Origin of the sequence: Starkeya nomas, from assembly GCF_902703545.1 — a bacterium.
Taxonomy (GTDB): domain Bacteria; phylum Pseudomonadota; class Alphaproteobacteria; order Rhizobiales; family Xanthobacteraceae; genus Ancylobacter; species Ancylobacter moscoviensis.
Map to the genome: position 1 here is coordinate 4,449,165 of NZ_CACSAS010000001.1, position 21,829 is coordinate 4,470,993.

Here is a 21,829-nt window from a genome sequence, read left to right on the forward strand (position 1 = left end):
CGGCCATCAACTCGCCGCAAGGCATGGTAGAGTCACCTTGCGTCAAGCGTTCCCACCCTAGGGGTGTCGCCGCCGGTCCGCTCGCGGATCGGCCTTGAGAGTAGGACTGCGCGGTGCCCGAGAGCACGATAGCTGAGACGGCCGACGCCGGCCTGGAGGCGGAGGCCGGGCCGGCCGGCGTCGCCGCCGAGGCGGTACGGCAGGCGCTCGCGCATGTGCTCGAATCGGAGGAGCTGCGCTCCTCGCCGCAGCTCTCCAACATCCTGCGCTTCGTCGTGGAGGCCACGCTCGACGGCCGGAGCGAGGCCATCAAGGGCTACACCATCGCCGTCGAGGCGCTGGGGCGCGACGCGTCCTTCGATCCGCAGGCCGATCCCATCGTCCGGGTCGAGGCGACGCGGCTGCGCCGGGCGCTGGAGCGCTATTACGCGGGGGCCGGCGCGGGCGACGAGATCGAGATCGTGGTGCCGCGCGGCAGCTATGTGCCGCAATTCCTGCGGCGGGGCGCCGCCGTCTCGGTGCCGGGTGCCGAGCCGGGGCCGGAGGCGGATGCCGCCATTGCGGAGGAGCCGCCTGCCGCGATTCCCGCCGGCGGGCCGGCTTCTCCCGCCCGCCGCCCCCCGCCCGTTGCCGTCGCGCGGCACGGGGCGGGATGGCGCGCGGCGGTGCTCGGCCTCGCCGTGCTTGCGGTGCTGGTCGTTCTGGCCGGGCTGGCGATCGAGGGCGGCGATCCGGTGGGATGGCGCGCCCTGCTGTCGGGCGCCGCCTGGCAGCCGATCCAGCGGGCGAACCGCCTGGGCATTCCGATGATCGAGGTCCGCGATTTCGATTCGACCGGCGGCATCCCGCTGCCGCCGAGCGAGCTGGCGAGCAGCGCCGGCGCCGTGAGCAGCGGCGATTTCACCGCCCAGGCCATCGAGGTGCGGGTGCGCGACGCGCTGGCCCGCTTCGACCTGCTCGACGTGCTGGCGAGCCCCGATGCCCGTCCGGCGCTCAGATGCAGCGCCGAGGGCACCTCGCCCCATTCCGTCTTCGCGCTGGGCGGGCTGGTGGAGAACCATGACGACGGCAGCATCTCGGTGCTGCTGCGCCTGTCCGACCTGTGCGACGGCACCATCGTCTGGTCGCGCGAGTTCGACAGCCTGCGGCGCGGCGGGGATGCCAGCGCCTCCGAGGTCGCGCTGGTGCGCGACATCATGGCCGCCATCGCCGAGCCTTACGGCATCATCCAGAGCCGCGCCCGCGCCCGCGTCACCGCCGCCGGCGGGCCGGAAGCCGCCGGGCCCTATGGCTGCGTGCTGACCGCCTATTCCTACTGGCGCTCCTACGTGCCGGCCGAGCACGACGCGGCGCGCGCCTGCCTCGAAAAGGCGGTGGCGGCGGACAGCACCTTCGCGCTCGGCTATGCGCTGCTCGCCGAGCTCTATCTCGACGAGGTGCGGGCCGGCGCGAATCCGCAGCCCGGCCCGCCGGCGCTCGCCCGCGCGCTCACCGCCGCCGAGCAGGCGGTGGAACTCGCGCCGACCAGCGCCTATGCGCGGCGGGTGCTGATGGACGTGCACTTCTTCCGCGGCGAGCGCGCCGCCACCATCGCGGCCGGCGAGGCGGCGCTGGAGCTCAACCCCTATGACGTCGACGTGCTGGCCGATTTCGGCGGCCGGCTGGTGGCGCTGGGCGAGATCGCGCGCGGCGAGGCGATGCTGGCCAAGGCCGCGCAGGCGGCGCCGGGCATGCCGCCCTGGGTGGACTATCACCGCGTCGTCGCCGCCTATCTGAAGGGCGACGGTCCGGCGGCGGCCGCCGCCGCCGACCAGCTCATGGGCGAGGGCTACGCGCCGGGCCTGCTGGCCCGCGCGCTGGCGAGCCATCTCGTCGGCGAGGACGAGGCGGCCCGCGCGGATGTGCGCAAGCTCGTCGCCCTCGCGCCGGCCTGGGTGAGCGAGCCGGACGTGATGATCCGCCATTTCTTCCCCGATCCCGCCATCGCCCGGAAGGTGCGCGCCGATCTGGCCGCCGTGGGCCTGCCGCTGCGCAATTCGGCCGCCGCGGCCAACTGATCCGGCGCCGCCGGCTTCTCGCGCGGGGGCACCGCACAAAGGTCGCGTGGCGTCCCACCCGCGAACCGGCTATAGCGCGTGTCGGTCCCTTTCCCGCCCCTCCATCCGGATCGCTCCCATGTCGAACAGCCTCGATTCGGACAGTTTCGATCTCGCCATCGTCGGGGCGGGTGTCGTCGGCCTCGGCCACGCCATCGCGGCGCGCCGGCGCGGGCTGAGGACGGTGGTGATCGACCGCGACGCCCGCGCCAACGGCGCCTCGGTGCGCAATTTCGGCTTCGTCACCGTCACCGGCCAGCAGCGGGGCGAATGCTGGCGCCGGGCCATGCGCTCGCGCGACATCTGGGCCGAGGTGGCCCCGCAGGCCGGCATCGAGGTGGTGCATCGCGGCCTCATGGTCGCCGTGCGCCGGCCGGAAGCGCTGCCGGTTCTGGAAGCCTTCCGGGCGACGGAGATGGGCGAGGGCTGCGAGCTGCTCACCCCGGATCAGGCGCGCGACCGGCTCCCGGCGCTCACCGGCCCGCTTTCCGGCGCGCTGTGGAGCCCGCACGACATGCGGGTGGAATCGCGCGAGGCGATCCCGAAGCTCGCCGCCTGGCTGGCCGCGCAGGGCGTCGCCTTCCGCCGCGAGACGGCGGTGACCGCCATCGAGCCCGGCAAGGTCGTCACCTCCGGCGGCACGATTTCCGCCGCGCGCATCGTGGCGGCGCCGGGCGACGATTTCCACACGCTGTTCGAGGACCGTTTCGCCTCCTACGGCCTCACCCGCTGCAAGCTGCACATGCTGCGCGTCACCGACCCGAAGGTCGGGCGGCTGCCGGGCTCGGTGATGACCGATCTCTCGCTCGGCCGTTATCTCGGCTATGCCGAGCTGCCCGAGGCCGAGCCGCTGAAGCGCCTCCTCGAAGCCGAGCAGGCCGAACACCTGAAGCACGGCGTCCATCTCATCGTGGTGCAGTCGGCGGACGGCTCGCTGGTGGTGGGCGACAGCCACCACTATGCCGCGACGCCCGATCCCTTCGCGCCGGACTTCGTGGACGAGCTGATCCTCGACGAATACGCCGCCCTGTTCGGCCGCCGGCCGGAGCAGGTGGTCGAGCGCTGGACCGGCACCTATGCCTCCGCCTCCGACCGGCTCGCCTTCATCGACCGGCCGCACGCCACCATCCGACTGGTCGTGGTGACGAGCGGCACCGGCGCCTCCACCGGCTTCGCCCTCGCCGAGGAGGCGGTGGCGGAGCTGTTCGACTGAATTCGACGAAGAACCACGTCATCCCCGGCCTTGTGCCGGGGATCCACGACTTTGACCGGGAGCCAGGCCGCGAAGGCGTGGATGGCCGGGACAAGCCCGGCCATGACGACGCTTGGTGTGGTGGCCTCGCACGTAAGCAATGGGGAAGACGGATGCTCAAGGCGCTCATTCTCGACTGGGCCGGCACGGCGGTCGATTTCGGTTCGCGCGCGCCGATGGGCGCCTTCGTCGAGGCCTTCGCGCAGGTGGGCGTGACGATCTCCATCGACGAGGCGCGCGGGCCGATGGGCCTGCCCAAGCGCGACCATGTGGCGGCGCTTCTCTACAGCCCGCCGGTCGCCGCGCGCTGGCAGGCGGCCCATGGCGCCGCGCCGACGGAAGCGGATGTCGACCGCGTGCTCGCCATCTTCGAGCCCCTGAACGTCGAGGTGATCCCGCGCCACGCGGACCTCATCCCCGGCCTTCTCGACGTCGTCGCCGAGGCGCGCCGGCGCGGCATGAGGATCGGCTCCACCACGGGCTATACCCGCCCGATCATGGACAAGCTGATGCCGCTGGCGGCGGCGGCGGGCTACGCCCCGGACAACGTGGTCTGTGCCGGCGATCTCGCCGCCGGGCGGCCCAGCCCGCTGATGATGTACCGCACCTTCGCCGATATCGGGGTGTGGCCGCCCTCGGCCTGCGTGAAGCTGGACGACACCGAGCCGGGCATTGCCGAGGGGCTGGCGGCCGGCACCTGGACGGTGGGCCTCGCCCTGTCGGGCAACGCGGCGGGCCTGTCCAAGACCGAGCTCGACCACCTGCCGCCCGACGAGCGCGCCGCGCTGCGCAAGCGCGCCTCGGACCGTCTCCAGGCGGCCGGCGCGCATTTCGTCATCGACACGGTGGCGGACCTGCTCCCGGTGCTGGACGCCATCGAGGCCCGGCTCGCGGCGGGGCTGCGGCCCTGAGGCATCGCGCCCCGCCAGTTGCCGCGCCGTCCCCCATCCTCTAAACCCGCGCCATCATTCGTGAAGGACGGCGCCTCACCATGGCCAAGGACAAGCCCAGCAAGCTCAAGGCGCGCATGCCGCGCGGTTTCGCCGATCGCGGCCCGGCGGAGCTCGCCGCGACGCGGACCATGCTGGAGACGATCCGCAAGGTCTACGAGCTCTACGGCTTCGAGGCGCTGGAGACGCCGTTCATCGAGTACACCGACGCGCTCGGCAAGTTCCTGCCCGATCAGGACCGGCCGAACGAGGGCGTGTTCTCCTTCCAGGACGACGACGAGCAGTGGCTGTCGCTGCGCTACGACCTCACCGCCCCGCTCGCCCGCCACGTGGCGGAGAATTTCGACCGGCTGCCCAAGCCCTTCCGCTCCTACCGGGCCGGCTGGGTGTTCCGCAACGAGAAGCCCGGACCGGGGCGCTTCCGCCAGTTCATGCAGTTCGACGCCGACACGGTGGGCGCCCCCACCGTCGCCGCCGATGCCGAGATCTGCATGATGATGGCCGACACGCTGGAGGCGCTGGGCATCGCGCGCGGCGACTATGTGATCAAGGTCAACAACCGCAAGGTGCTCGACGGCGTGATGGAGGCCATCGGCCTCGGCGGCGAGGAGAATGCCGGCCGCCGGCTGACCGTGCTGCGCGCCATCGACAAGTTCGACAAGGTCGGCATCGCCGGCGTGCGCGACCTGCTGGGCGCGGGGCGCTGGGAGAACCCGGCGGCCAAGAGCGGCGACTTCACCAAGGGCGCGGGGCTCGACGAGCGGCAGGCGCGCATCGTGGTCGCCACGCTCGACGGCAATGGCGGCGTCTCCGCCACCGGCGAGGGCGTGCAGGTGGAGATCGCCGGGGATGTCGGCGCGGCGGCGGCGCTGGTCTCCAGCGATTCCTTCCGCCAGGGCATGGACGAGCTCGCCGAGATCGCCCGGCTGGTGAAGGCCGCCGGCTATGAGGGCCGGGTGAAGGTCGACCCCTCCGTCGTGCGCGGCCTCGAATACTACACCGGCCCGGTCTTCGAGGCCGAGCTGACCTTCGAGGTGAAGGACGAGAAGGGCCGCCCGGTGCGCTTCGGCTCGGTCGGCGGCGGCGGGCGCTATGACGGGCTCGTCGGCCGCTTCCGCGGCGAGGCGGTGCCGGCCACGGGCTTTTCCATCGGCGTCTCGCGCCTCGCCTCCGCCCTGTCCTATCTCAAGAGCGCGGAGCAGCCGGAGTTCGGCCCGGTGGTGGTCGTCGTCATGGATCGCGACGAGGCCGCCCATTACATGGGCCTCGTCGCGCAGCTCCGGTCGGCGGGCATCCGCGCCGAGATGTATCTCGGCAACCCGAAGAATCTCGGCAACCAGTTCAAATATGCCGACCGCCGCAACAGCCCCTGCGTCGTCATCCAGGGCTCGGACGAGCGGGCGGCGGGCGAGGTGCAGATCAAGGATCTGATCGAGGGCGCCAAGGCCGCCGCCGCCATCACCGACAACGCCGAATGGCGCGAGAGCCGGCCGGCGCAGTTCTCCTGCCGCGAGGCCGAGCTGGTCGCCAAGGTCCGCGAGGTGCTGGACCATCACGGCGTGCCGCACGGGGCGGCGCTCGGCTGAAGGAGCCCGGCTCCCTCCCGTTCCGTTGAGCCTTTATCGCCCGATTTATCCGCACCCCCCGCGACCTGCGCGATAATCGCGTCACCTTGTCCCGAGGAGGGGGCGCAACCGGAGCGGCCGGCTCGCGCGGGACAGGGGGCGGTGGCCGTGCGGGGGGATCTAACGCCTCTCCGCGCATGGCGGCCCAAGCCGTGCGTTCCCGGCCCGCCGTCCGCGGGTCACTGGGGCGGCGCGCGCCGGTTCGCCGGCGGGCGGATGCCCCGCAGCGGAGGATAGCAACGGTACGTCCTCCGGGGGCCGCAGGGAGCAAGCCTCAAACACCGCGTGCGGGGCGCCGGCGGCGGCGCGTCGGTTGGTTGACCAAAAGCTTGCACCACTTTTCTCAACGGTGCAGGCGACCGCCGGAACGTTGGCACCGGCGCCCCGCACGCCCCTTCCTGCAAGGGGCGGACGACCCGTCCCTCCGTCGCCGCCGGGCGCCGGAGTTTTTCGTGCTGCCCGCGCGGGACGCCGGGCGCCCGGCCGGGCCGTCCGTGACGGAAACCATGTCATCTCCCGCGCATGGACCCGGCGGGTCCCCTTTGCTAGAAGCGCGCAGCGTTTCCAGCGCCCCCGAAATCGCAGACCGGACCCGACGCATGCCCGCCGCCCCCAGCCACGCCGAGGAACTGCTCGCGCTCTATGCGCGCGCCGGCTTCGCGCGCGTCGAGCCTCCGGTGCTTCAGCCCGCCGATGCCTTCCTCGACCTTTCCGGCGAGGAGATGCGGCGCACCATGTTCATCACCATCGACCCGGACGGGCGCGAGCTGTGCCTGCGGCCGGACCTCACCCTGCCGGTCTGCCGGCACTACATCGCCGACGGCGCCGCGCAGCCGCGCGATTTCGCCTATCTCGGCCCGGTGTTCCGCTCCGACGTCGCGGAGGGCGAGGTGCAGCAGGCGGGCGTCGAATCCTTCGGCCGGCCGGATCGCGAGGCGGCGGACGCCGAGCTGCTGGCGTTGGGGCTGGAGACGGCGGCGCTGTGGGGCGTGGTCGATCCGACCATCCGCCTGGGCGATGCCGGGCTGTTCGCCACCCTGCTCGACGCGCTCGACCTGCCGCCCGGCTGGCGGCGGCGGCTGATCAAGGATTTCGCCCGTTCCGGCAATCTCGGCGCCGATCTCGCGACGCTGAAGCAGCACCCGGCCGAGGGCGGCGTCACCGCCCATGCCGGCGTGCTCTCGGCGCTCGCCGGCTCCGACCCGGCGGCGGCCCGCGCGCTGGTGACGGACCTGCTCTCCATCGCCGGCATCTCGACGGTGGGCGGACGCAGCGTCTCCGAGATCGCCGAACGCTTCCTCGAACAGGCGGCCCCCGGCGACGCCGAAGGGCTGTCGGCCGAGAAGATCGCGGTCATGGAGCGCTACCTCGCCGTCCGGGGCAACCCGGACGTGGCCGCCGCGGCGCTGCGGGCGCTGGCCGACGAGGCGCGCCTTGACCTCAACGCCGCCCTCGACGCCTTCGAGAGCCGGACCAATTTCATCGCCGCGCAGGGCATCGAGGTGGAGCGCCTGTCCTTCGCCACCGCCTTCGGCCGTCCGCTCGACTATTACAGCGGCATGGTGTTCGAGCTGCACGAGAACGGCGAAGGGGACAACGGGCTTTCCGCGCCGCTGGTGGCCGGCGGGCGCTATGACGGGCTGCTGGCGCGGCTCGGCGCGGCCGAGCCGATCCCGGCGGTCGGCTTCGCCGTCTGGCTCGCCCGGCTCGATGCGGTGGAGGCCCGCCTATGACCAGCAACGGCTCGCCCCTCATCGTCGCCGTGCCCTCCAAGGGCCGGCTGCAGGAAAACGCCACCGCCTTCTTCGCCCGCGCCGGCATGGCGATGACGCAGTCGCGCGGCGTGCGCGACTATCGCGGCACGCTGTCGGGCGTGGAGGGGGTGGAGGTCGCCTATCTCTCCGCCTCCGAGATCGCCAGCCAGCTCGCTTCCGGCGCGGTGCATCTCGGCGTCACCGGCGAGGATCTGGTGCGGGAGAACATCTCCGACGCCGACACCAAGGTGCTGTTGGTCGAGGGGCTGGGCTTCGGCCACGCCAATGTCGTGGTGGCGGTGCCGCAGGCATGGATCGACGTGCGCACCATGCGCGACCTCGACGACGTGGCGACGCATTTCCACGCCACGCGCGGCCGGCGCGTGCGGGTGGCGACCAAGTATCTGAACCTCACCCGCGCCTTCTTCGCCCGCCACGGCATCGTCGACTACCGCATCGTGGAAAGTCTCGGCGCCACCGAGGGCACCCCGGCGGCCGGCACGGCGGAGCTGATCGTCGACATCACCACCACCGGCTCGACGCTCGCCGCCAACGCGCTGAAGGTGATCGACGACGGCGTCATCCTGCGCTCGGAGGCGAACCTCGTTGCCTCGCTCCACGCCGACTGGAGCGCCGAGGCGAAGGCGTCCGCCCGCGCCCTGCTCGACCGGGTGACGGCAGCCAACCGCGCGGCGACGATGCGCGAGGTGAAGACGCGCTTTCCCGCCTGCGACAGCGCGGTCGTCGCCGAGGCGGTGCGCCGCTTCCGCGCCGTGGCGCCCTTCGGCGCGCCGACCTCCTCGGGCATGGTCACGCTGCACTGCCCGCCGGACACGCTGCACGGGCTGGCGGTCTTCCTGCGCGAGCAGGGCGCGGCGACGGTTTCCGTCGGTCCGCTGGACTACGTGTTCGCGGCCGAGAACCCGCTCTACGAGAAGCTGGAAGCGAAGATCGGGTAGGGCCTCGCCGCCTTTCGCCACGTCATGCCCGGACTTGATCCGGGGATGACGGTGAATGGGGCTTAGCCCCGCGCCGCCTGCGCCTCGTCCCCGACCTCCGCCGCGAACACTGCCGCCTCGCCCATGGCATGGCCGAACAGGATCAGGCAGGGGCCGACGGCCTTCCCCGCCGCCGACTTATCCGCCACCGCCGTATCGAGCTTATCCTTGAGCGTCGAGACGGTGGCGACCACCCGGAACTCTTCGGGCCGGGTGGCGGAGAAGACGGCGAGGGCAGGCACATGAGGATCCAGGCCGGCGGCCATCGCTCTTTCCGCCAGTTCGCCCCAGGTGCGCTGGGGCATGTAGACCACGGTGGTGGCGGCTGGGTCGGCGAGCGCCTGCCAGTCGAGGTCGCGCGGCAGCTTGCCGTCGCGGGCATGCGCGGTGATGAATTGCAGCCGCCGGGCATGGTCGCGATGGGTCAGCGAGACGGCGAGCCGGCTGGCGGCGCCCTGCGCGGCGCTGATGCCCGGCACCACCTCGACCGGGATTCCGGCGGCGCGGGCGGCGGAGATCTCCTCGCCGGCACGGCCGAACACCATCGGGTCGCCGCCCTTCAGCCGCACCACGCGCTTGCCCTGCTTCGCCAGCGACACCATCAGCGCGTTGATGTCGTCCTGCTTGCAGGAAGGCTTGTAGCCGGTTTTGCCGACCAGCATCTTTTTCGCCTCGCGGCGGGCGACGTCCAGCACCGCCGGGGCGACGAGATCGTCATAGAGCACCACGTCCGCCGATTGCAGCACGCGCACCGCTTTCAGGGTGAGCAGTTCCGGATCGCCCGGCCCGGCGCCGACCAGCGCCACCGAGCCGCGCGGCGCCTCCACGCGCTCGGCCTCGGCGCGGGCGAGCAGGTCCTCGCGCAATTCCGGCGACGGCCCGGCCTCCGGGGTCTCCAGCGCCGCCTCGGTGAAGCGTTCCCAGAAGCGGCGGCGGCCCTGATGGGACAGGGCGAGCGCGGCGACCGCCGGGCGCCAGCCGCGCGCGGCCTCGGCCCAGCGCCGGAAGCCCTGCGGGATCACCGCCTCGATCTTGGCCCGCACCGCCTGGCCGAACACCGGCGCGGCGCCGTCGGTCGAGATGCCGACGACGAGCGGCGAGCGGTTGACGATGGCGCCGAAGGCGAAGTCGCAGAAGGCCGGCTTGTCGACGACGTTGACCGGCACGCCCCGGTCGCGGGCGGCCCGCGCGAAGCGCTCGCCCTCCGCATCGTCCTCGATGGCGCCGATGGCGAGCGCGGCGCTGGCGAGATCGTCCGGCGTCCAGCCGCGGGCGACCAGCCGGATCGGCCCGCCCGGCGGCGCGGCGGCGAGGGCGGCGAGGTCCTCGCAGGGCTCGAGGGCGAACACCACCACCTCGGCGCCGGCGGCGGAGAGCAGCTCCGCTTTCCACGCCGCCGCCTCGGAACCGCCCGCCAGCGCGACGCGCCGGCCCTGCAGGGCGAAGAACACCGGCAGCCGGGCGAGCGCGGACATGCGTGCGCCGGTGGTTCGGGCGCGGCGCTCGGCGGGGCTGGGGGCGGATTCGTCCTCGGTCATGCGTCCCATCGGCGGTGACAAGATGGTCGGCTTATTACACGTATTCCGCGTTTATTGAAGTCAATACCGAATATCAGGTGGAAATATGTCAGTGGCTCTTTTCCGACAGCCGGTCGGTCCAGGCCAGCACGATGCCGGAGATGACGAAGACGATGTGGATGATGACCAGCCAGGTCAGCTCCTTCTCGTCCACCCCGCGGTCGAGATTCATGAACGCCTTGAGCAGCGCGATGGCGGAGATGGCGACGATGGAGGCCAGCAGCTTCTGCTTGAGGCCGGAGAAGTCGACCTTGGTCATCCATTCCGGCCAGTCGGCATGGCCTTCGGCGTCGATCTTGGAGACGAAGTTCTCGTAGCCGGAGAAGATGACGATGATGACGAGGCTGCCGGTGAAGGTGAGGTCGACCAGCGCGAGGATGCCGAGGATGGTGTCGCTCTCGTCGAAGGCGCTGGCGTGGCTGACGAAGTGCCACAGCTCGATGCCGAACTTGTACAGCAGCACCATCAGCGCGATGACGAGGCCGAGATAGAACGGCGCCATCAGCCAGCGGCTGAGAAAGATGAAGCGTTCGATGAACTTTTCCATGCGCCGGGACGGCTCCTCTCGCTGATGCGAGATGGGTGCCATGGCGTGGGGGCGGTGGGCAAGAGGGAAGAGGGGCAACCCGCGCGCCGTCATGCCCGGCCTTGGGCGGGGCATTCACGACTTGGCTGCCGCAGGTGGGAAAAGAAGGAAGACGTGGATGGCCGGGACAAGCCCGGCCATGACGTCGCGTTTGTCCGACGACGGGAGACGTTACGCCGCCACGCCCGTGCCGATGGGGCAGGAGACGCCGGTGCCGCCGAGGCCGCAATAGCCGTTCGGGTTCTTGGCGAGGTACTGCTGGTGGTAGTCCTCGGCGAAGTAGAAGGTCGGCGCGTCGACGATCTCGGTGGTGATCGCCGGGAAGCCCTTGGCCTTCAGCACGGCCTCATAGGCGGCCTTGCTGGCCTCGGCGGCGGTGCGCTGGGCGGGCGAGGTCGGGTAGATGCCGGAGCGATAGGTCGTGCCGACATCGTTGCCCTGCCGCATGCCCTGCGTCGGGTCGTGGCTCTCCCAGAACAGCTTCAGCAGCTGCTCGTAGGAGACCTTGGCGGGGTCGTAGACCACCAGCACCGCCTCGGCATGGCCGGTGAGGCCGGTGCAGGTCTCCTCATAGGTCGGGTTCGGCGTGATGCCGTTGATGTAGCCGACGGCCGTGACCCAGACGCCGGGCGTCTGCCAGAACTTGCGCTCCGCGCCCCAGAAGCAGCCGAGCCCGAAGATCGCGGTCCCGAAGCCCTGCGGATAGGGGCCCTTGAGCGGGTTCTTCGAGAGGAAGTGGCGTTCGGCGGTGGGCAGCGCGGTGGGACGGCCGGGCAGGGCCTGCTCCGGGGTCGGCAGGTCGAGACTCTTCTTGAAGAAGAACATGGGGAACATCCCTCGTTTGGTTGACCCCAATGTAAGCATTGCGGGCCGGTCTTTCGAGGGGCGCGCCCGTTCACGCCGTCGCGTTCGGGCCGGTCAGGCTGCTGCCCGCCGCCAATTACACCGCCCTGGGGCGGCCGATGAGCATGAGCAGCAGGCCGAGCACGCCCGCCACCACGAAGAGCGGGGCGCCGAGCACCGGCACGACGAGCGTTTCCCAGACACCCGCCGACACCCGCGTCTCCACGAAGGACTGAAAGCGCGTCAGCGAGTCCGGGCTGGTGGCGAGCCAGGTGACGCCGAGCGGCGTGGTGACGATTTCCGAGGAGGCGATGGAGCGCACCCCGTCCAGCACCAGCGCAACGAAGGCGCCGGCGAGAATCCAAAGACCCACGAAGCGGAAGAGGAAACGGATCATGCGCCGGCCTTGTCCCCGGGCGCCGGAACACGGCGCCACTGTCCCCTCTTAGACGTCATCGCCGAGGCGCCGCAAGGCCGTATCCGGCCCGCCCGCCCTCCGGTGCCCGCCGCCGGGCGCGGAAGGCAGGATCGCCGGAGGCGTGCCGCCGCGTCATTCAGCCGCCGCCTCGCGTGTCCGTGAAGACCCTTAGCCTTGATTTGAATCAAGGTTGCGGCGCCCGCGCGGCGCAAAAGCTCGGCCCGAATATGGAGTCGTTCCAGATCACCCGATCGGAACCTGGAGGGTCGCATGAGCCAGCTAAACAGCTCCGACGGGCAAGAGGTCAGCGGTTCGGGCGCCACCGAGCCGGGCGTCGATCAGTCGGGCCGCAAGAAGATGACGTTCGGCGAGGGCGGCCTTGCCATCGTCTTCGCCATCCTCGCGCTGTCGTGCATCACGATCGCGGCCAAGGCGCAGGATACGGCTTATGCCTTCCACGCCTATCTCTCGGCCTTCGCCAGCATCGCGGCGGTGTTCGTCATCCTGAACCGCTATGTCGACCGTCCGGCGGCGCTGCCGCCGCTCGAGATCGACGGCAAGCCGAACTACAATTTCGGCCCGGTGAAGTTCGCCACCATCGCGGCGGTGTTCTGGGGCATCGCCGGCTTCACGATCGGCGTGATCATCGCCTTCCAGCTCGCCTTCCCGGCGCTCAACTTCGACCTGCCCTGGACGGCGTTCGGCCGGCTGCGCCCGCTGCACACTTCGGCGGTGATCTTCGCCTTCGGCGGCAACGTGCTGATCGGCACCTCGTTCTACGTGGTGCAGCGCACCTCGCGCGCCCGGCTCGCCGGCTATCTGGCGCCATGGTTCGTGGTGCTGGGCTACAACTTCTTCATCGTCATCGCCGGCACGGGCTATCTGCTGGGCATCACCCAGTCGAAGGAATATGCCGAGCCCGAATGGTACGCCGACCTGTGGCTGACCGTCGTGTGGGTGGCCTACCTGCTCGTGTTCCTGGCTACCATCTGGCGCCGCCGGGAGCCGCACATCTACGTGGCGAACTGGTTCTACCTGGCGTTCATCGTCACCATCGCCATGCTGCACCTCGGCAACAACGCCAGCATCCCGGTGTCGGTGTTCTCGCCCAAGTCCTACATCGTCTGGTCGGGCGTGCAGGACGCGATGGTGCAGTGGTGGTACGGCCACAACGCGGTGGGCTTCTTCCTCACCGCCGGCTTCCTCGCCATCATGTACTACTTCATCCCCAAGCGGGCGGACCGGCCGGTCTATTCCTACCGGCTCTCCATCGTCCACTTCTGGGCGCTGATCTTCATCTACATCTGGGCCGGTCCCCACCACCTGCACTACACGGCGCTGCCGGACTGGGCGCAGACGCTGGGCATGACCTTCTCGATCATCCTGTGGATGCCGAGCTGGGGCGGCATGATCAACGGCCTGATGACGCTCTCCGGCGCCTGGGACAAGCTGCGCACCGACCCCGTGCTGCGCATGATGGTGGTGTCGGTCGCCTTCTACGGCATGTCGACCTTCGAAGGCCCGATGATGTCGGTGAAGGCGGTGAACTCGCTGTCCCACTACACCGACTGGACCATCGGCCACGTGCATTCCGGTGCGCTGGGCTGGGTCGCCTACATCTCCTTCGGCGCCGTCTACTGCCTGGTGCCGTGGCTGTGGAACAAGAAGCAGCTCTACTCGCTCAAGCTGGTGAACTGGCACTTCTGGATCTCCACCATCGGCATCGTCTTCTACATCTCGGCGATGTGGGTGGCGGGCATCCTGCAGGGCCTGATGTGGCGGGCCTACACCTCGCTCGGTTTCCTCGAATACTCCTTCATCGAGACCGTCGAGGCGATGCACCCCTTCTACATCATCCGCGCGGTGGGCGGCGTGCTGTTCCTGATCGGCGCCCTGCTGATGGCCTTCAACATCTACATGACCATCCGCGAGCCTGAGACGGCCGAGGCCGATACCGGCGTGCGGGCCAATCCTTCCCTCGTGCCGGCTGAGTGAGGACCAACACCATGGCTGAGGCAGCCGCACCCAAGAAGTCGATCTGGGCCAAGCACGCCTTCCTCGAGAAGAACTCGATCTGGCTGCTGATCGGCATCCTGATCGTGGTCGCCATCGGCGGCCTCGTCGAGATCGTGCCGCTCTTCTACCTGAAGAGCACCATCGAGAAGGTCTCCGGCGTGCGTCCCTGGACGCCGCTGGAGCTGGCCGGGCGCAACATCTACATTCGCGAGGGCTGCTACAACTGCCACTCGCAGATGATCCGCCCGCTCCGCGACGAGGTCGAGCGCTACGGCCACTACTCGCTGGCGGCAGAGAGCATGTACGACCGGCCGTTCCAGTGGGGCTCCAAGCGCACCGGGCCGGATCTCGCCCGCGTCGGCAACAAATATTCCGACGAGTGGCAGCGCCAGCATCTCGCCGATCCGCGCTCGGTGGTGCCGGGCTCGATCATGCCCGGCTATCCTTTCCTGGCGCAGACCCGGCTGAAGGCCGACCACATCGGCGAGGATCTCAAGGTCAACGCCGTGCTCGGCGTGCCCTACACCGAGGAGATGATCGCCGGCGCGCTCACCGACCTGCGCCTGCAGGCGACGCCCGACGGCGACGTGGCCGAATTGCAGAAGCGCTATCCGGGCGCGCAGGTGCGCGACTTCGACGGCAATCCGCGGGAGCTGACCGAGGCCGACGCCCTGATCGCCTATCTGCAGGCGCTCGGCACGATGGTCGACTTCAAGCTCTACGACGACAAGGCAAACATCCGCTGAGGAGGCCGGGATGAACGAGACCTATCGCGCCCTCGCCGAGTTCGCCCAGACCTGGGGGCTTCTGTACTTCGTCGGCATCTTCCTCTGCGTCGTCGCCTACGCGCTGTCTCCCAGGCGCAAGAAGCAGTTCGAGGAAGCCGCCCGCATGCCTTTGCGCGAGGACTGATCATGGCCGACATTCACAAGAACGAGGTGGACGCGGTCAGCGGCGTCTCGACGACCGGCCACGAGTGGGACGGCATCCGCGAGCTGAACAACCCGCTGCCGCGCTGGTGGCTCTGGACCTTCTACGCCTGCATCGTCTGGGCGGTCCTGTACTGGATCGCCTATCCCGCCTGGCCGCTGGTGAGCAGCTACACCTACGGCGTGCTCGGCTGGAAGTCGCGCGACGCGGTGCAGGTGCAGCTTGCCGACCTGCGCGCCCAGCGCGCGGTGTTCGCCGACAAGCTGGCGGCGGCCTCGCTGACGGAGATCGAGAGCAATCCCGAGCTGCTGTCCTTCGCCCGCGCCCAGGGCCGCGCCGCCTTCGGCGACAACTGCGCGCCCTGCCACGGCTCGGGCGCGGCCGGCTCGCCGGGCTATCCGAACCTGAACGACGACGACTGGTTGTGGGGCGGCTCGCTGGAGCAAATCCAGCAGACCATCCTGCACGGCATCCGCTCGACCGATCCGGACGCGCATGTCGGCGACATGATGGCCTTCGGGCGCGACGGCATCCTCCAGCGGCCGGAGGTCGTGGCGGTGGCCGACTATGTCCGCTCGCTCTCGAACCTGCCGGTGCCGCAGGGCGTGACGCCGGACCTCGCCAAGGGCAAGGAGGTCTTCGACGCCAACTGCGCCGCCTGCCACGGGCCGGACGGCAAGGGGAACCCGGAGCTCGGCGCCCCCAACCTGACGGACGGCATCTGGCTCTACGGTTCGGGCCGCGACAACGTGATCGCCTCCATCACCAACGGTCGCGCCGGCATCATGCCGGCCTGGGCCGGACGCCTCGACCCGACGACGGTCAAGGCGCTCACCGTCTACGTGCATTCGCTCGGGGGCGGCAGGTAGCGGGTGCGCGGGGCGGTTGAGGCTATGCGGCGGGGCGTCCCAGCGACGTCCCGCCGCATAAGCATTTTTCCGCCCGGCAAGCCCCGGATGAACGCTTCTGGCCGCCGGGTTTAGAAAACCTACAGGCAGACGTCGGCAGGCGAGACGTCGGGGACGGACATGAACGTGGCGACCAAGGTGCAGAAGCTCGAAGCCGACGGGGGCGTCGACGACGCCCCGCTCTACGAAGCCCGGCGCAAGATTTATCCGATCGCCGTGCACGGCACGTTCCGGCGCATCAAGTGGGCGCTGCTCGTCATCACGCTGGGCATCTACTACCTGCTGCCCTTCGTGCGCTGGGACCGCGGGCCGAACGCGCCGTCGCAGGCCGTGCTCGTCGACCTTGCCAACGGCCGATTCTACTTCTTCTTCATCGAGATCTGGCCGCAGGAAATCTACTACGTCACCGGCCTGCTCATCCTCGCCGCGCTGGTCCTGTTCCTGATGAACGCGGTCGCCGGGCGCCTGTGGTGTGGCTATCTCTGCCCGCAGACCGTGTGGACGGACCTCTTCCAGGCGATCGAGCGCATGGTCGAGGGCGATCCGCGCGAGCGCCGCGAGAAGCAGAAGAATGCCTCGAAGGCGCAGCGGGCGTTCGAGGCCGCCTCCAAGCACTTCCTCTGGCTGATGGTGGCGTGGTGGACCGGCGGCGCCTGGGTGCTCTACTTCGCTGACGCGCCCACCCTGGTCTGGCAGCTCTTCACCGGCACCGCGCCGCTGGTCGCCTATGCGTGGATCGGCATCCTCACCTTCACCACCTATGTGCTCGCCGGCCATATGCGTGAGCAGGTGTGCACCTATATGTGCCCGTGGCCGCGCATCCAGGCCGCGCTGACCGACGAATACGCCTTCAACGTCACCTATCGCTACGACCGGGGCGAGCCGCGCAACTCCTTCAAGAAGGCCGAGGCGCTTAAGCTGCAGGGCCTGCCCGCCGGCGACTGCGTGGATTGCCGCCAGTGTGTCGCCGCCTGCCCGACCGGGGTCGATATCCGGCTCGGCAGCCAGCTCGACTGCATCCAGTGCGGCCTGTGCATCGACGCCTGCGACACGGTGATGAAGAAGGTCGGCCGCCCGGCCGGCCTGATCGCCTACGACACCGAGATGAACGTCCAGCGCCGGCAGAAGGGCCTGCCGCCGGTGCGCAAGCTGTTCCGCGCCCGCACCGTGCTCTACACCGCGCTGATCGCCGTGGTCGGCGGCATCATGGTGGCGGCGCTGGCGACGCGCGGCTCGGAAGGCGTGTCCGTGATCCACGACCGCAACCCGCTCTTCGTCCAGCTTTCCGACGGCTCGATCCGCAACGCCTACACGCTGCGCATCGTCAACAAGCAGCCGATGCCGCGCCGCTTCGCCATCTCGGTCGAGGGCGTGCCGGAGGCCCGGCTGGAGATTGCCGGCGGCATCGCCGAGACCGAGAATGGCCAGCCGGTGGTCGAGGTCGGCCCCGACCAGACCTACGAGCTGCGCGCCCTCGTCTCCACCCACGCCAGGCTGCCGGCCAACGCGTCGCTCGGCGTCACCTTCCACATCGCCGATGTGGCCGGCGGCGAGACCAGCTCGGCTCCCGACCATTTCAAGGGCCCCTGAGGCCCCTCCGGAGGAAGACCCATGGCATCGCGCGCGACTTCCCCCGACGACGGCGGACGGCCTCTCACGGGCCGTACCGTGCTGATCTGCTTCATCGCCTTCTTCGGCGTGGTATTCGGCGCCAACTTCCTGCTGGTGCGCGCCGCCGTGACCAGCTTCGGCGGGGTGGAAACCGAGAGCGCCTATAAGGCCGGTCTCGCCTTCCGGCAGGAAAGCGAGGCCGCGGCCGCGCAGGACGCCCGCAACTGGAAGGTCGAGGCGCATGTCGAGCCGGGCCGGCTTGACGTCGCCGCACGCGACGCGCAGGGGCGCCCGCTCGCCGATGTCGCGCTCACCGCTGTCCTCCAGCACCCGACCGACCGGAGGCTCGACGTGACGCTCGATCCGGTGCCGGTGAGCGCCGGCCTGTGGCGGGCGAGCGACGAGGTGACGGCGGGCCAGTGGGAACTGGTGATCGAGTTCAGCCGCGACGGCGAGCGCCTGTTCCGCTCCACCAACCGCGTCATCGTCCGCTAGGAACGCGCGAGATGGGCGCGCAGGTCATCTCCTTCCCCGCCGCCGGGCGATCGGTTCCGTCAGGCGGAGCCGTGCCGCAGGCGGCGCCCGGGCCGGACGACGCCAGGGATTCCGCCCCGGATTACTCGCTGTTCCTGCGCCACGATCCGGGCGGACAGGCGGAAATGGCCTTCGCCGTCGAGGGCATCGACTGCGCCGCCTGCATCGACGAGATCGAGGATGCCGCCGAGGCGCTGCCCGGCGTCGCGCGGGCGCGGCTGAACTACACGACGCACCGCCTGACCGTCGGCTGGGACGCCGATGCCGAGCCGCGCCCCGACGTGGTGCTGCAGGCGATGGCGAAGACCGGCTACCGCGCCTATCCCTTCGAGGCCGACCGGCTCGAGGAGATCGAGAACCGGACCTCGCGCCACCTGCTGCGCTGCCTCGCCGTGGCCGGCTTCGCCATGATGAACATCATGCTGCTGTCGGTGTCGGTGTGGTCGGGCAACGTCACCGACATCACGCCGGAGACGCGCGACCTCTTCCACTGGCTCTCGGCGCTGATCGCGCTGCCGGCCGCCGCCTATGCCGGCCAGCCCTTCTTCCAGAGCGCCCTGCGGGCGCTGAGATCGCGCTCGCTCAACATGGACGTGCCGATCTCGCTCGGCGTGCTGCTGGCGCTGGGCGTGTCGGTGTTCGAGACGCTGCATCACGGCGAGCACGCCTATTTCGACTCGGCGGTGATGCTGCTCTTCTTCCTGCTCACCGGCCGCTATCTCGACCACGCCATGCGCCGCAAGACGCGGGCGGAGGCCGGCAATCTCGCCGCGTTGAAGGCGATGACCGCCAATCGCGTCGAGCCGGACGGGCGGTTGGTCACCGTGCCCGCCGCCGCCGTGAAGCCCGGCGACGAGGTGATGCTGCGCGCTGGCGAACGCGCGCCGGTCGACGGCGTGGTGCTCTCCGGCACCGCCTCGGTCGACGACAGCCTGGTGACCGGCGAGACGCTGCCGCGTGCGGTGGCTGCCGGCGAGACCGTGCACGCCGGCAGCCTGATCCATGACGGCGTGCTGCGCCTGCGGACCACGGCGGTGGGCGAGGACACCTTCCTCGACGAGATCGAGCGGCTGCTCGACAAGGCCTCGACGGCGCGCGGTCGCTACATCCGCCTTGCCGACCGCGCGGCGCGGCTCTACGCGCCGATGGTGCACACCACCGCGCTGCTGTCGCTCGTCGGCTGGCTGCTCGTCGGCGCCTCGGTGCATCAGGCGGTGCTCATCGCCGTGGCGGTGCTCATCATCACCTGCCCCTGTGCGCTGGCGCTGGCCGTGCCGGCGGTGCAGGTGGTGGCCGCCGGCACGCTGATGCGCAACGGCGTGCTGATCAATTCCGGTGACACCTTCGAACGGCTGGCCGAGATCGACACCGTCGCCTTCGACAAGACCGGCACGCTCACCCTTCCCGAGCCGCGTCTGGCGGATGAAGCCGCGGTGCCCCCGGCGCTGCTGGCCGCTGCCGCCCGGCTCGCGCTCGCCAGCACCCATCCGCTGGCGCGGGCGATCGCCGCCGCCCATCCCGGCGCCGTGCCGCCGGAGGATGCCCGCGAGGTGTCCGGGGCGGGTGTCGAGGCGCAGATCGACGGCGTGGCGGCCCGGCTGGGCAGTCCCTCCTTCTGCGGCTGCCAGAATCTTGCCGCCGCCGCGGCCGCCGAGGCGCCCGACGCCTCCTTCGTGGCCGTGCGGCTGGGCGATCGATGCGCGGTGCTGAAGGTGCGGCAGGCGCTGCGGCCGGACGCGCGGGCGGTGATCGACGAGCTGCGGCGCGCCGGCAAGCAGGTCGTGCTGCTCTCGGGCGACCGTCGCGCGGCGGTAGCGCCGGTGGCAGCCGCGCTCGGCATCGCCGACTGGTGGGCCGAGGCGCGTCCCGGCGACAAGATCGCGGTGCTGGAAAGCCTCGCCGCCAAGCGCCGGCGCGTGCTGATGGTCGGTGACGGCATCAACGACGCGCCCTCGCTCGCCGCCGCCCATGTCTCGCTGTCGCCGATCACCGCAGCGGACGTGACCCGCGCCCATGCCGATGCGGTGTTCCTCGGCGAGAAGCTGGGCCCGGTCGCCACCGCGCTCCACGTGGCCGCCAAGGCGCGCCACCTGATGCGGCAGAACCTGATGATCGCCGTGGTCTACAATCTCATTGCCGTGCCGCTGGCCATCGCCGGCTATGTGACGCCGCTGGTCGCGGCCCTCGCCATGTCCGGCTCGTCGGTGATCGTCACGCTCAACGCGCTGCGGGCGCGCAGCGGCGCGAGGCCCCAGAGCGCGCGCCCCGTGCCCGCCGTACCTGCCGTCGTCGCGAACAGCGCCCCGCTCGGGGCCGGGGAGGTGGCATGAGCGTGCTTCTCTATCTCGTGCCGGCGGCGCTGAGCCTCGGCTTCCTCGGCCTCGCCGCCTTCCTGTGGTCGCTGCGGGCCGGCCAGTACGACGATCTGGAAGGCGCCGCCGTCCGGGTGCTCGCCGACGACGACCTGCGTGAGGACGATGCCTCCGGGTCCCCGCGCGGCAGGGGCGCGCGGGGATGAGCGGGGCCAACCTCCTCGCCGTCGAGAGCGAGGCCGCACGGGCCGGGCGGCTCGGCTGCGCCTGCCCGGAAGATTCGCCCCGCGCGCTGCGCCGCTCGCTCGGCTCCGGCCGCCTCGCCGCCGGCTTCGCACTGGTGGTGCTGGCGCAGGCGCTGACGCTCGGGGCGCTGCCGCTGGCGGGCGCAATGCTGGCGCCCCCGGAAAGTGCCGGCTCCCTCCCGCTCGCTTCCCTGCCGCTCGCCGCCTTCCTGCTCGGCGCGGCGCTCGCCAGCCTGCCGGCGAGTTTCCTGCTCGACACTTTCGGCCGTCGCGCCGGCTTCGCGCTCGGGGCGAGCCTCGGCGTCGCCGGCGGGCTGCTCGCGGCCTATGCGATGATGCTCGCGGCCTTCCCGATGCTGGTGCTCGGGGCGCTCTGGCTCGGTGCCGCGCAGGGCTTCGGCATGTTCTACCGCCACGCGGCGGCCTTCGGCGCGGGGAGCGATGGGCGGGGCGCCGCCGTGGCGCGGCTGATCGGCGCCGGCGCGCTGGCCGGCCTCGTCGGCCCGCTGCTGGCCGGGACGGCGGAGGAGCTGTTCCTGCCCTACACCTTCGCCGGCACGCTGGTGCTGGCGGCCCTCGCCCAGCTCGGCGCGCTGGCCTTCGCGGTGGCGTTGCCGGAAGCGCGCTTCTCCCATGCCGAGCTGACTGTCGAGGCGATGCAGGCCGCGCCGGTTTCCACGCCGCTGGCCTGGCGGGCTCTGGTCCTGCCGACCCTGCTCGGCGCGCTCGCCTGGGGCGCCATGACCAGCGCCATGGCCGGCGCGCCCCTGTCGCTGGCCGGCTGCGGGGTCGGCGTGCCGCTGATCTCCGGCGTCGTCGCCTGGCATGTGGTGGCGATGTACGCCCCGGCGCTGGCCGGCGGTGCCCTGGCGCGCAGGATCGGCGCGACGCCGCTGGCGGCCGGCGCGCTGCTCCTGTGCGTCGGCGCGGCGGTCGTGGCGGCGCAGGCTAGCGAGGCAGGCCTGATCGCGGCCGCCTTCCTCGCGGTGGGCGCCGGCTGGTCGCTGGCCACTCTCGGCGCGACGCTGATGCTGCACGCCGCCGGCACGCCCACGCGCCTCCAGCTCGCCGTGCATGACGGCCTGCTGCTGACGGCGGCGCTCGTCGGGACCTTCGTCTGACGCGCCCGCCCGCTTCCTCCTGAACGCACCGATTTCCGGCATGTCCGCGCGCG

The 21,829-nt window shown here is 70.9% G+C and carries 19 protein-coding genes; 15 read left to right on the top strand and 4 right to left on the bottom strand.

Going from position 1 to position 21,829, the window contains the following annotated elements; translation table 11 throughout:
• The first annotated feature begins 113 nt into the window (after positions 1–113).
• The 6 genes from STARVERO_RS21055 (at position 114) to hisG (ending at position 8,636) form a co-directional block, all read left to right on the top strand.
• Positions 114–2,057 (top strand): hypothetical protein, encoded by a 1,944-nt coding sequence (locus STARVERO_RS21055; RefSeq protein ID WP_244616859.1) that lies wholly within the window; start codon positions 114–116, stop codon positions 2,055–2,057.
• 118 nt (positions 2,058–2,175) lie between these two features.
• The gene (locus STARVERO_RS21060; RefSeq protein WP_159601347.1) at positions 2,176–3,309 is read left to right on the top strand and encodes a TIGR03364 family FAD-dependent oxidoreductase; all 1,134 of its coding nucleotides are present in this window, start codon (positions 2,176–2,178) and stop codon (positions 3,307–3,309) included.
• Positions 3,310–3,461: 152 nt separating this feature from the next.
• Positions 3,462–4,259, top strand: a complete 798-nt coding sequence (phnX, locus tag STARVERO_RS21065) for a phosphonoacetaldehyde hydrolase (RefSeq protein WP_159601349.1) — start codon at positions 3,462–3,464, stop codon at positions 4,257–4,259.
• Positions 4,260–4,339: 80 nt separating this feature from the next.
• Positions 4,340–5,884 carry a histidine--tRNA ligase gene (hisS, locus tag STARVERO_RS21070; protein ID WP_159601351.1) on the top strand — a complete coding sequence of 515 codons (1,545 nt, stop codon included), beginning with the start codon at positions 4,340–4,342 and terminating at the stop codon, positions 5,882–5,884.
• Positions 5,885–6,522: 638 nt separating this feature from the next.
• Complete coding sequence (locus STARVERO_RS21075) at positions 6,523–7,656, top strand: ATP phosphoribosyltransferase regulatory subunit (protein WP_159601353.1); 1,134 nt, start codon at positions 6,523–6,525, stop codon at positions 7,654–7,656.
• Entirely contained in the window at positions 7,653–8,636 is a 984-nt protein-coding gene (gene hisG, locus STARVERO_RS21080; RefSeq protein WP_159601355.1) for an ATP phosphoribosyltransferase, read from the top strand. The genes STARVERO_RS21075 and hisG overlap by 4 nt, the downstream gene beginning before the upstream one ends.
• Before the next feature lie 62 nt (positions 8,637–8,698).
• On the opposite strand, the gene cysG is transcribed toward hisG, so the two are convergent.
• The 4 genes from cysG to STARVERO_RS21100 form a co-directional block, all read right to left on the bottom strand.
• Positions 8,699–10,213, bottom strand: coding sequence for a siroheme synthase CysG (gene cysG, locus STARVERO_RS21085; RefSeq protein WP_159601357.1), 1,515 nt, complete (start codon positions 10,211–10,213; stop codon positions 8,699–8,701).
• Positions 10,214–10,301: 88 nt separating this feature from the next.
• Positions 10,302–10,799, bottom strand: coding sequence for a TIGR00645 family protein (locus tag STARVERO_RS21090; protein ID WP_144341728.1), 498 nt, complete (start codon positions 10,797–10,799; stop codon positions 10,302–10,304).
• Between the two features lie 210 nt (positions 10,800–11,009).
• Positions 11,010–11,663, bottom strand: coding sequence for a peptide-methionine (S)-S-oxide reductase MsrA (gene msrA, locus STARVERO_RS21095; protein WP_144341729.1), 654 nt, complete (start codon positions 11,661–11,663; stop codon positions 11,010–11,012).
• A 115-nt stretch (positions 11,664–11,778) separates the two neighbouring features.
• Positions 11,779–12,078, bottom strand: coding sequence for a hypothetical protein (locus STARVERO_RS21100; protein WP_144341730.1), 300 nt, complete (start codon positions 12,076–12,078; stop codon positions 11,779–11,781).
• Positions 12,079–12,456: 378 nt separating this feature from the next.
• On the opposite strand from STARVERO_RS21100, the gene ccoN reads away from it, so the two are divergent.
• The 9 genes from ccoN to STARVERO_RS21145 all read left to right on the top strand — a co-directional run bounded on the left by ccoN (position 12,457) and on the right by STARVERO_RS21145 (position 21,776).
• Positions 12,457–14,094, top strand: coding sequence for a cytochrome-c oxidase, cbb3-type subunit I (gene ccoN / locus STARVERO_RS21105; RefSeq protein ID WP_144342067.1), 1,638 nt, complete (start codon positions 12,457–12,459; stop codon positions 14,092–14,094).
• A gap of 11 nt (positions 14,095–14,105) precedes the next feature.
• On the top strand, positions 14,106–14,861 hold the full coding sequence (ccoO, locus tag STARVERO_RS21110; protein WP_144341731.1) for a cytochrome-c oxidase, cbb3-type subunit II: 756 nt from the start codon (positions 14,106–14,108) through the stop codon (positions 14,859–14,861).
• Positions 14,862–14,871: 10 nt separating this feature from the next.
• On the top strand, positions 14,872–15,027 hold the full coding sequence (locus STARVERO_RS21115; RefSeq protein ID WP_144341732.1) for a cbb3-type cytochrome c oxidase subunit 3: 156 nt from the start codon (positions 14,872–14,874) through the stop codon (positions 15,025–15,027).
• A gap of 2 nt (positions 15,028–15,029) precedes the next feature.
• A complete protein-coding gene (gene ccoP, locus STARVERO_RS21120; RefSeq protein WP_159601359.1) occupies positions 15,030–15,914 on the top strand; it encodes a cytochrome-c oxidase, cbb3-type subunit III in 885 nt (294 codons plus the stop codon).
• A gap of 159 nt (positions 15,915–16,073) precedes the next feature.
• Positions 16,074–17,543, top strand: a complete 1,470-nt coding sequence (gene ccoG / locus STARVERO_RS21125; protein ID WP_159601361.1) for a cytochrome c oxidase accessory protein CcoG — start codon at positions 16,074–16,076, stop codon at positions 17,541–17,543.
• 21 nt (positions 17,544–17,564) lie between these two features.
• Entirely contained in the window at positions 17,565–18,059 is a 495-nt protein-coding gene (locus STARVERO_RS21130; RefSeq protein WP_159601363.1) for a FixH family protein, read from the top strand.
• A gap of 11 nt (positions 18,060–18,070) precedes the next feature.
• Positions 18,071–20,428: a heavy metal translocating P-type ATPase gene (locus STARVERO_RS21135; RefSeq protein ID WP_159601365.1), complete on the top strand. Its 2,358-nt coding sequence runs from the start codon at positions 18,071–18,073 to the stop codon at positions 20,426–20,428.
• Positions 20,425–20,616 (top strand): cbb3-type cytochrome oxidase assembly protein CcoS, encoded by a 192-nt coding sequence (ccoS, locus tag STARVERO_RS21140; protein ID WP_144341737.1) that lies wholly within the window; start codon positions 20,425–20,427, stop codon positions 20,614–20,616. The genes STARVERO_RS21135 and ccoS overlap by 4 nt, the downstream gene beginning before the upstream one ends.
• Positions 20,613–21,776 carry an MFS transporter gene (locus STARVERO_RS21145; protein WP_159601367.1) on the top strand — a complete coding sequence of 388 codons (1,164 nt, stop codon included), beginning with the start codon at positions 20,613–20,615 and terminating at the stop codon, positions 21,774–21,776. The genes ccoS and STARVERO_RS21145 overlap by 4 nt, the downstream gene beginning before the upstream one ends.
• Positions 21,777–21,829 lie beyond the last annotated feature (53 nt).

Bases quoted from the DNA above. Each gene is read 5' to 3' on its own strand.
- STARVERO_RS21060 (WP_159601347.1), top strand. From the start codon at position 2,176: ATGTCGAACAGCCTCGATTCGGACAGTTTCGATCTCGCCATCGTCGGG.
- phnX (WP_159601349.1), top strand. From the start codon at position 3,462: ATGCTCAAGGCGCTCATTCTCGACTGGGCCGGCACGGCGGTCGATTTC.
- hisS (WP_159601351.1), top strand. From the start codon at position 4,340: ATGGCCAAGGACAAGCCCAGCAAGCTCAAGGCGCGCATGCCGCGCGGT.
- STARVERO_RS21075 (WP_159601353.1), top strand. From the start codon at position 6,523: ATGCCCGCCGCCCCCAGCCACGCCGAGGAACTGCTCGCGCTCTATGCG.
- hisG (WP_159601355.1), top strand. From the start codon at position 7,653: ATGACCAGCAACGGCTCGCCCCTCATCGTCGCCGTGCCCTCCAAGGGC.
- cysG (WP_159601357.1), bottom strand. From the start codon at position 10,213: ATGACCGAGGACGAATCCGCCCCCAGCCCCGCCGAGCGCCGCGCCCGA.
- STARVERO_RS21090 (WP_144341728.1), bottom strand. From the start codon at position 10,799: ATGGAAAAGTTCATCGAACGCTTCATCTTTCTCAGCCGCTGGCTGATG.
- msrA (WP_144341729.1), bottom strand. From the start codon at position 11,663: ATGTTCTTCTTCAAGAAGAGTCTCGACCTGCCGACCCCGGAGCAGGCC.
- STARVERO_RS21100 (WP_144341730.1), bottom strand. From the start codon at position 12,078: ATGATCCGTTTCCTCTTCCGCTTCGTGGGTCTTTGGATTCTCGCCGGC.
- ccoN (WP_144342067.1), top strand. From the start codon at position 12,457: ATGACGTTCGGCGAGGGCGGCCTTGCCATCGTCTTCGCCATCCTCGCG.
- ccoO (WP_144341731.1), top strand. From the start codon at position 14,106: ATGGCTGAGGCAGCCGCACCCAAGAAGTCGATCTGGGCCAAGCACGCC.
- STARVERO_RS21115 (WP_144341732.1), top strand. From the start codon at position 14,872: ATGAACGAGACCTATCGCGCCCTCGCCGAGTTCGCCCAGACCTGGGGG.
- ccoP (WP_159601359.1), top strand. From the start codon at position 15,030: ATGGCCGACATTCACAAGAACGAGGTGGACGCGGTCAGCGGCGTCTCG.
- ccoG (WP_159601361.1), top strand. From the start codon at position 16,074: ATGAACGTGGCGACCAAGGTGCAGAAGCTCGAAGCCGACGGGGGCGTC.
- STARVERO_RS21130 (WP_159601363.1), top strand. From the start codon at position 17,565: ATGGCATCGCGCGCGACTTCCCCCGACGACGGCGGACGGCCTCTCACG.
- STARVERO_RS21135 (WP_159601365.1), top strand. From the start codon at position 18,071: ATGGGCGCGCAGGTCATCTCCTTCCCCGCCGCCGGGCGATCGGTTCCG.
- ccoS (WP_144341737.1), top strand. From the start codon at position 20,425: ATGAGCGTGCTTCTCTATCTCGTGCCGGCGGCGCTGAGCCTCGGCTTC.
- STARVERO_RS21145 (WP_159601367.1), top strand. From the start codon at position 20,613: ATGAGCGGGGCCAACCTCCTCGCCGTCGAGAGCGAGGCCGCACGGGCC.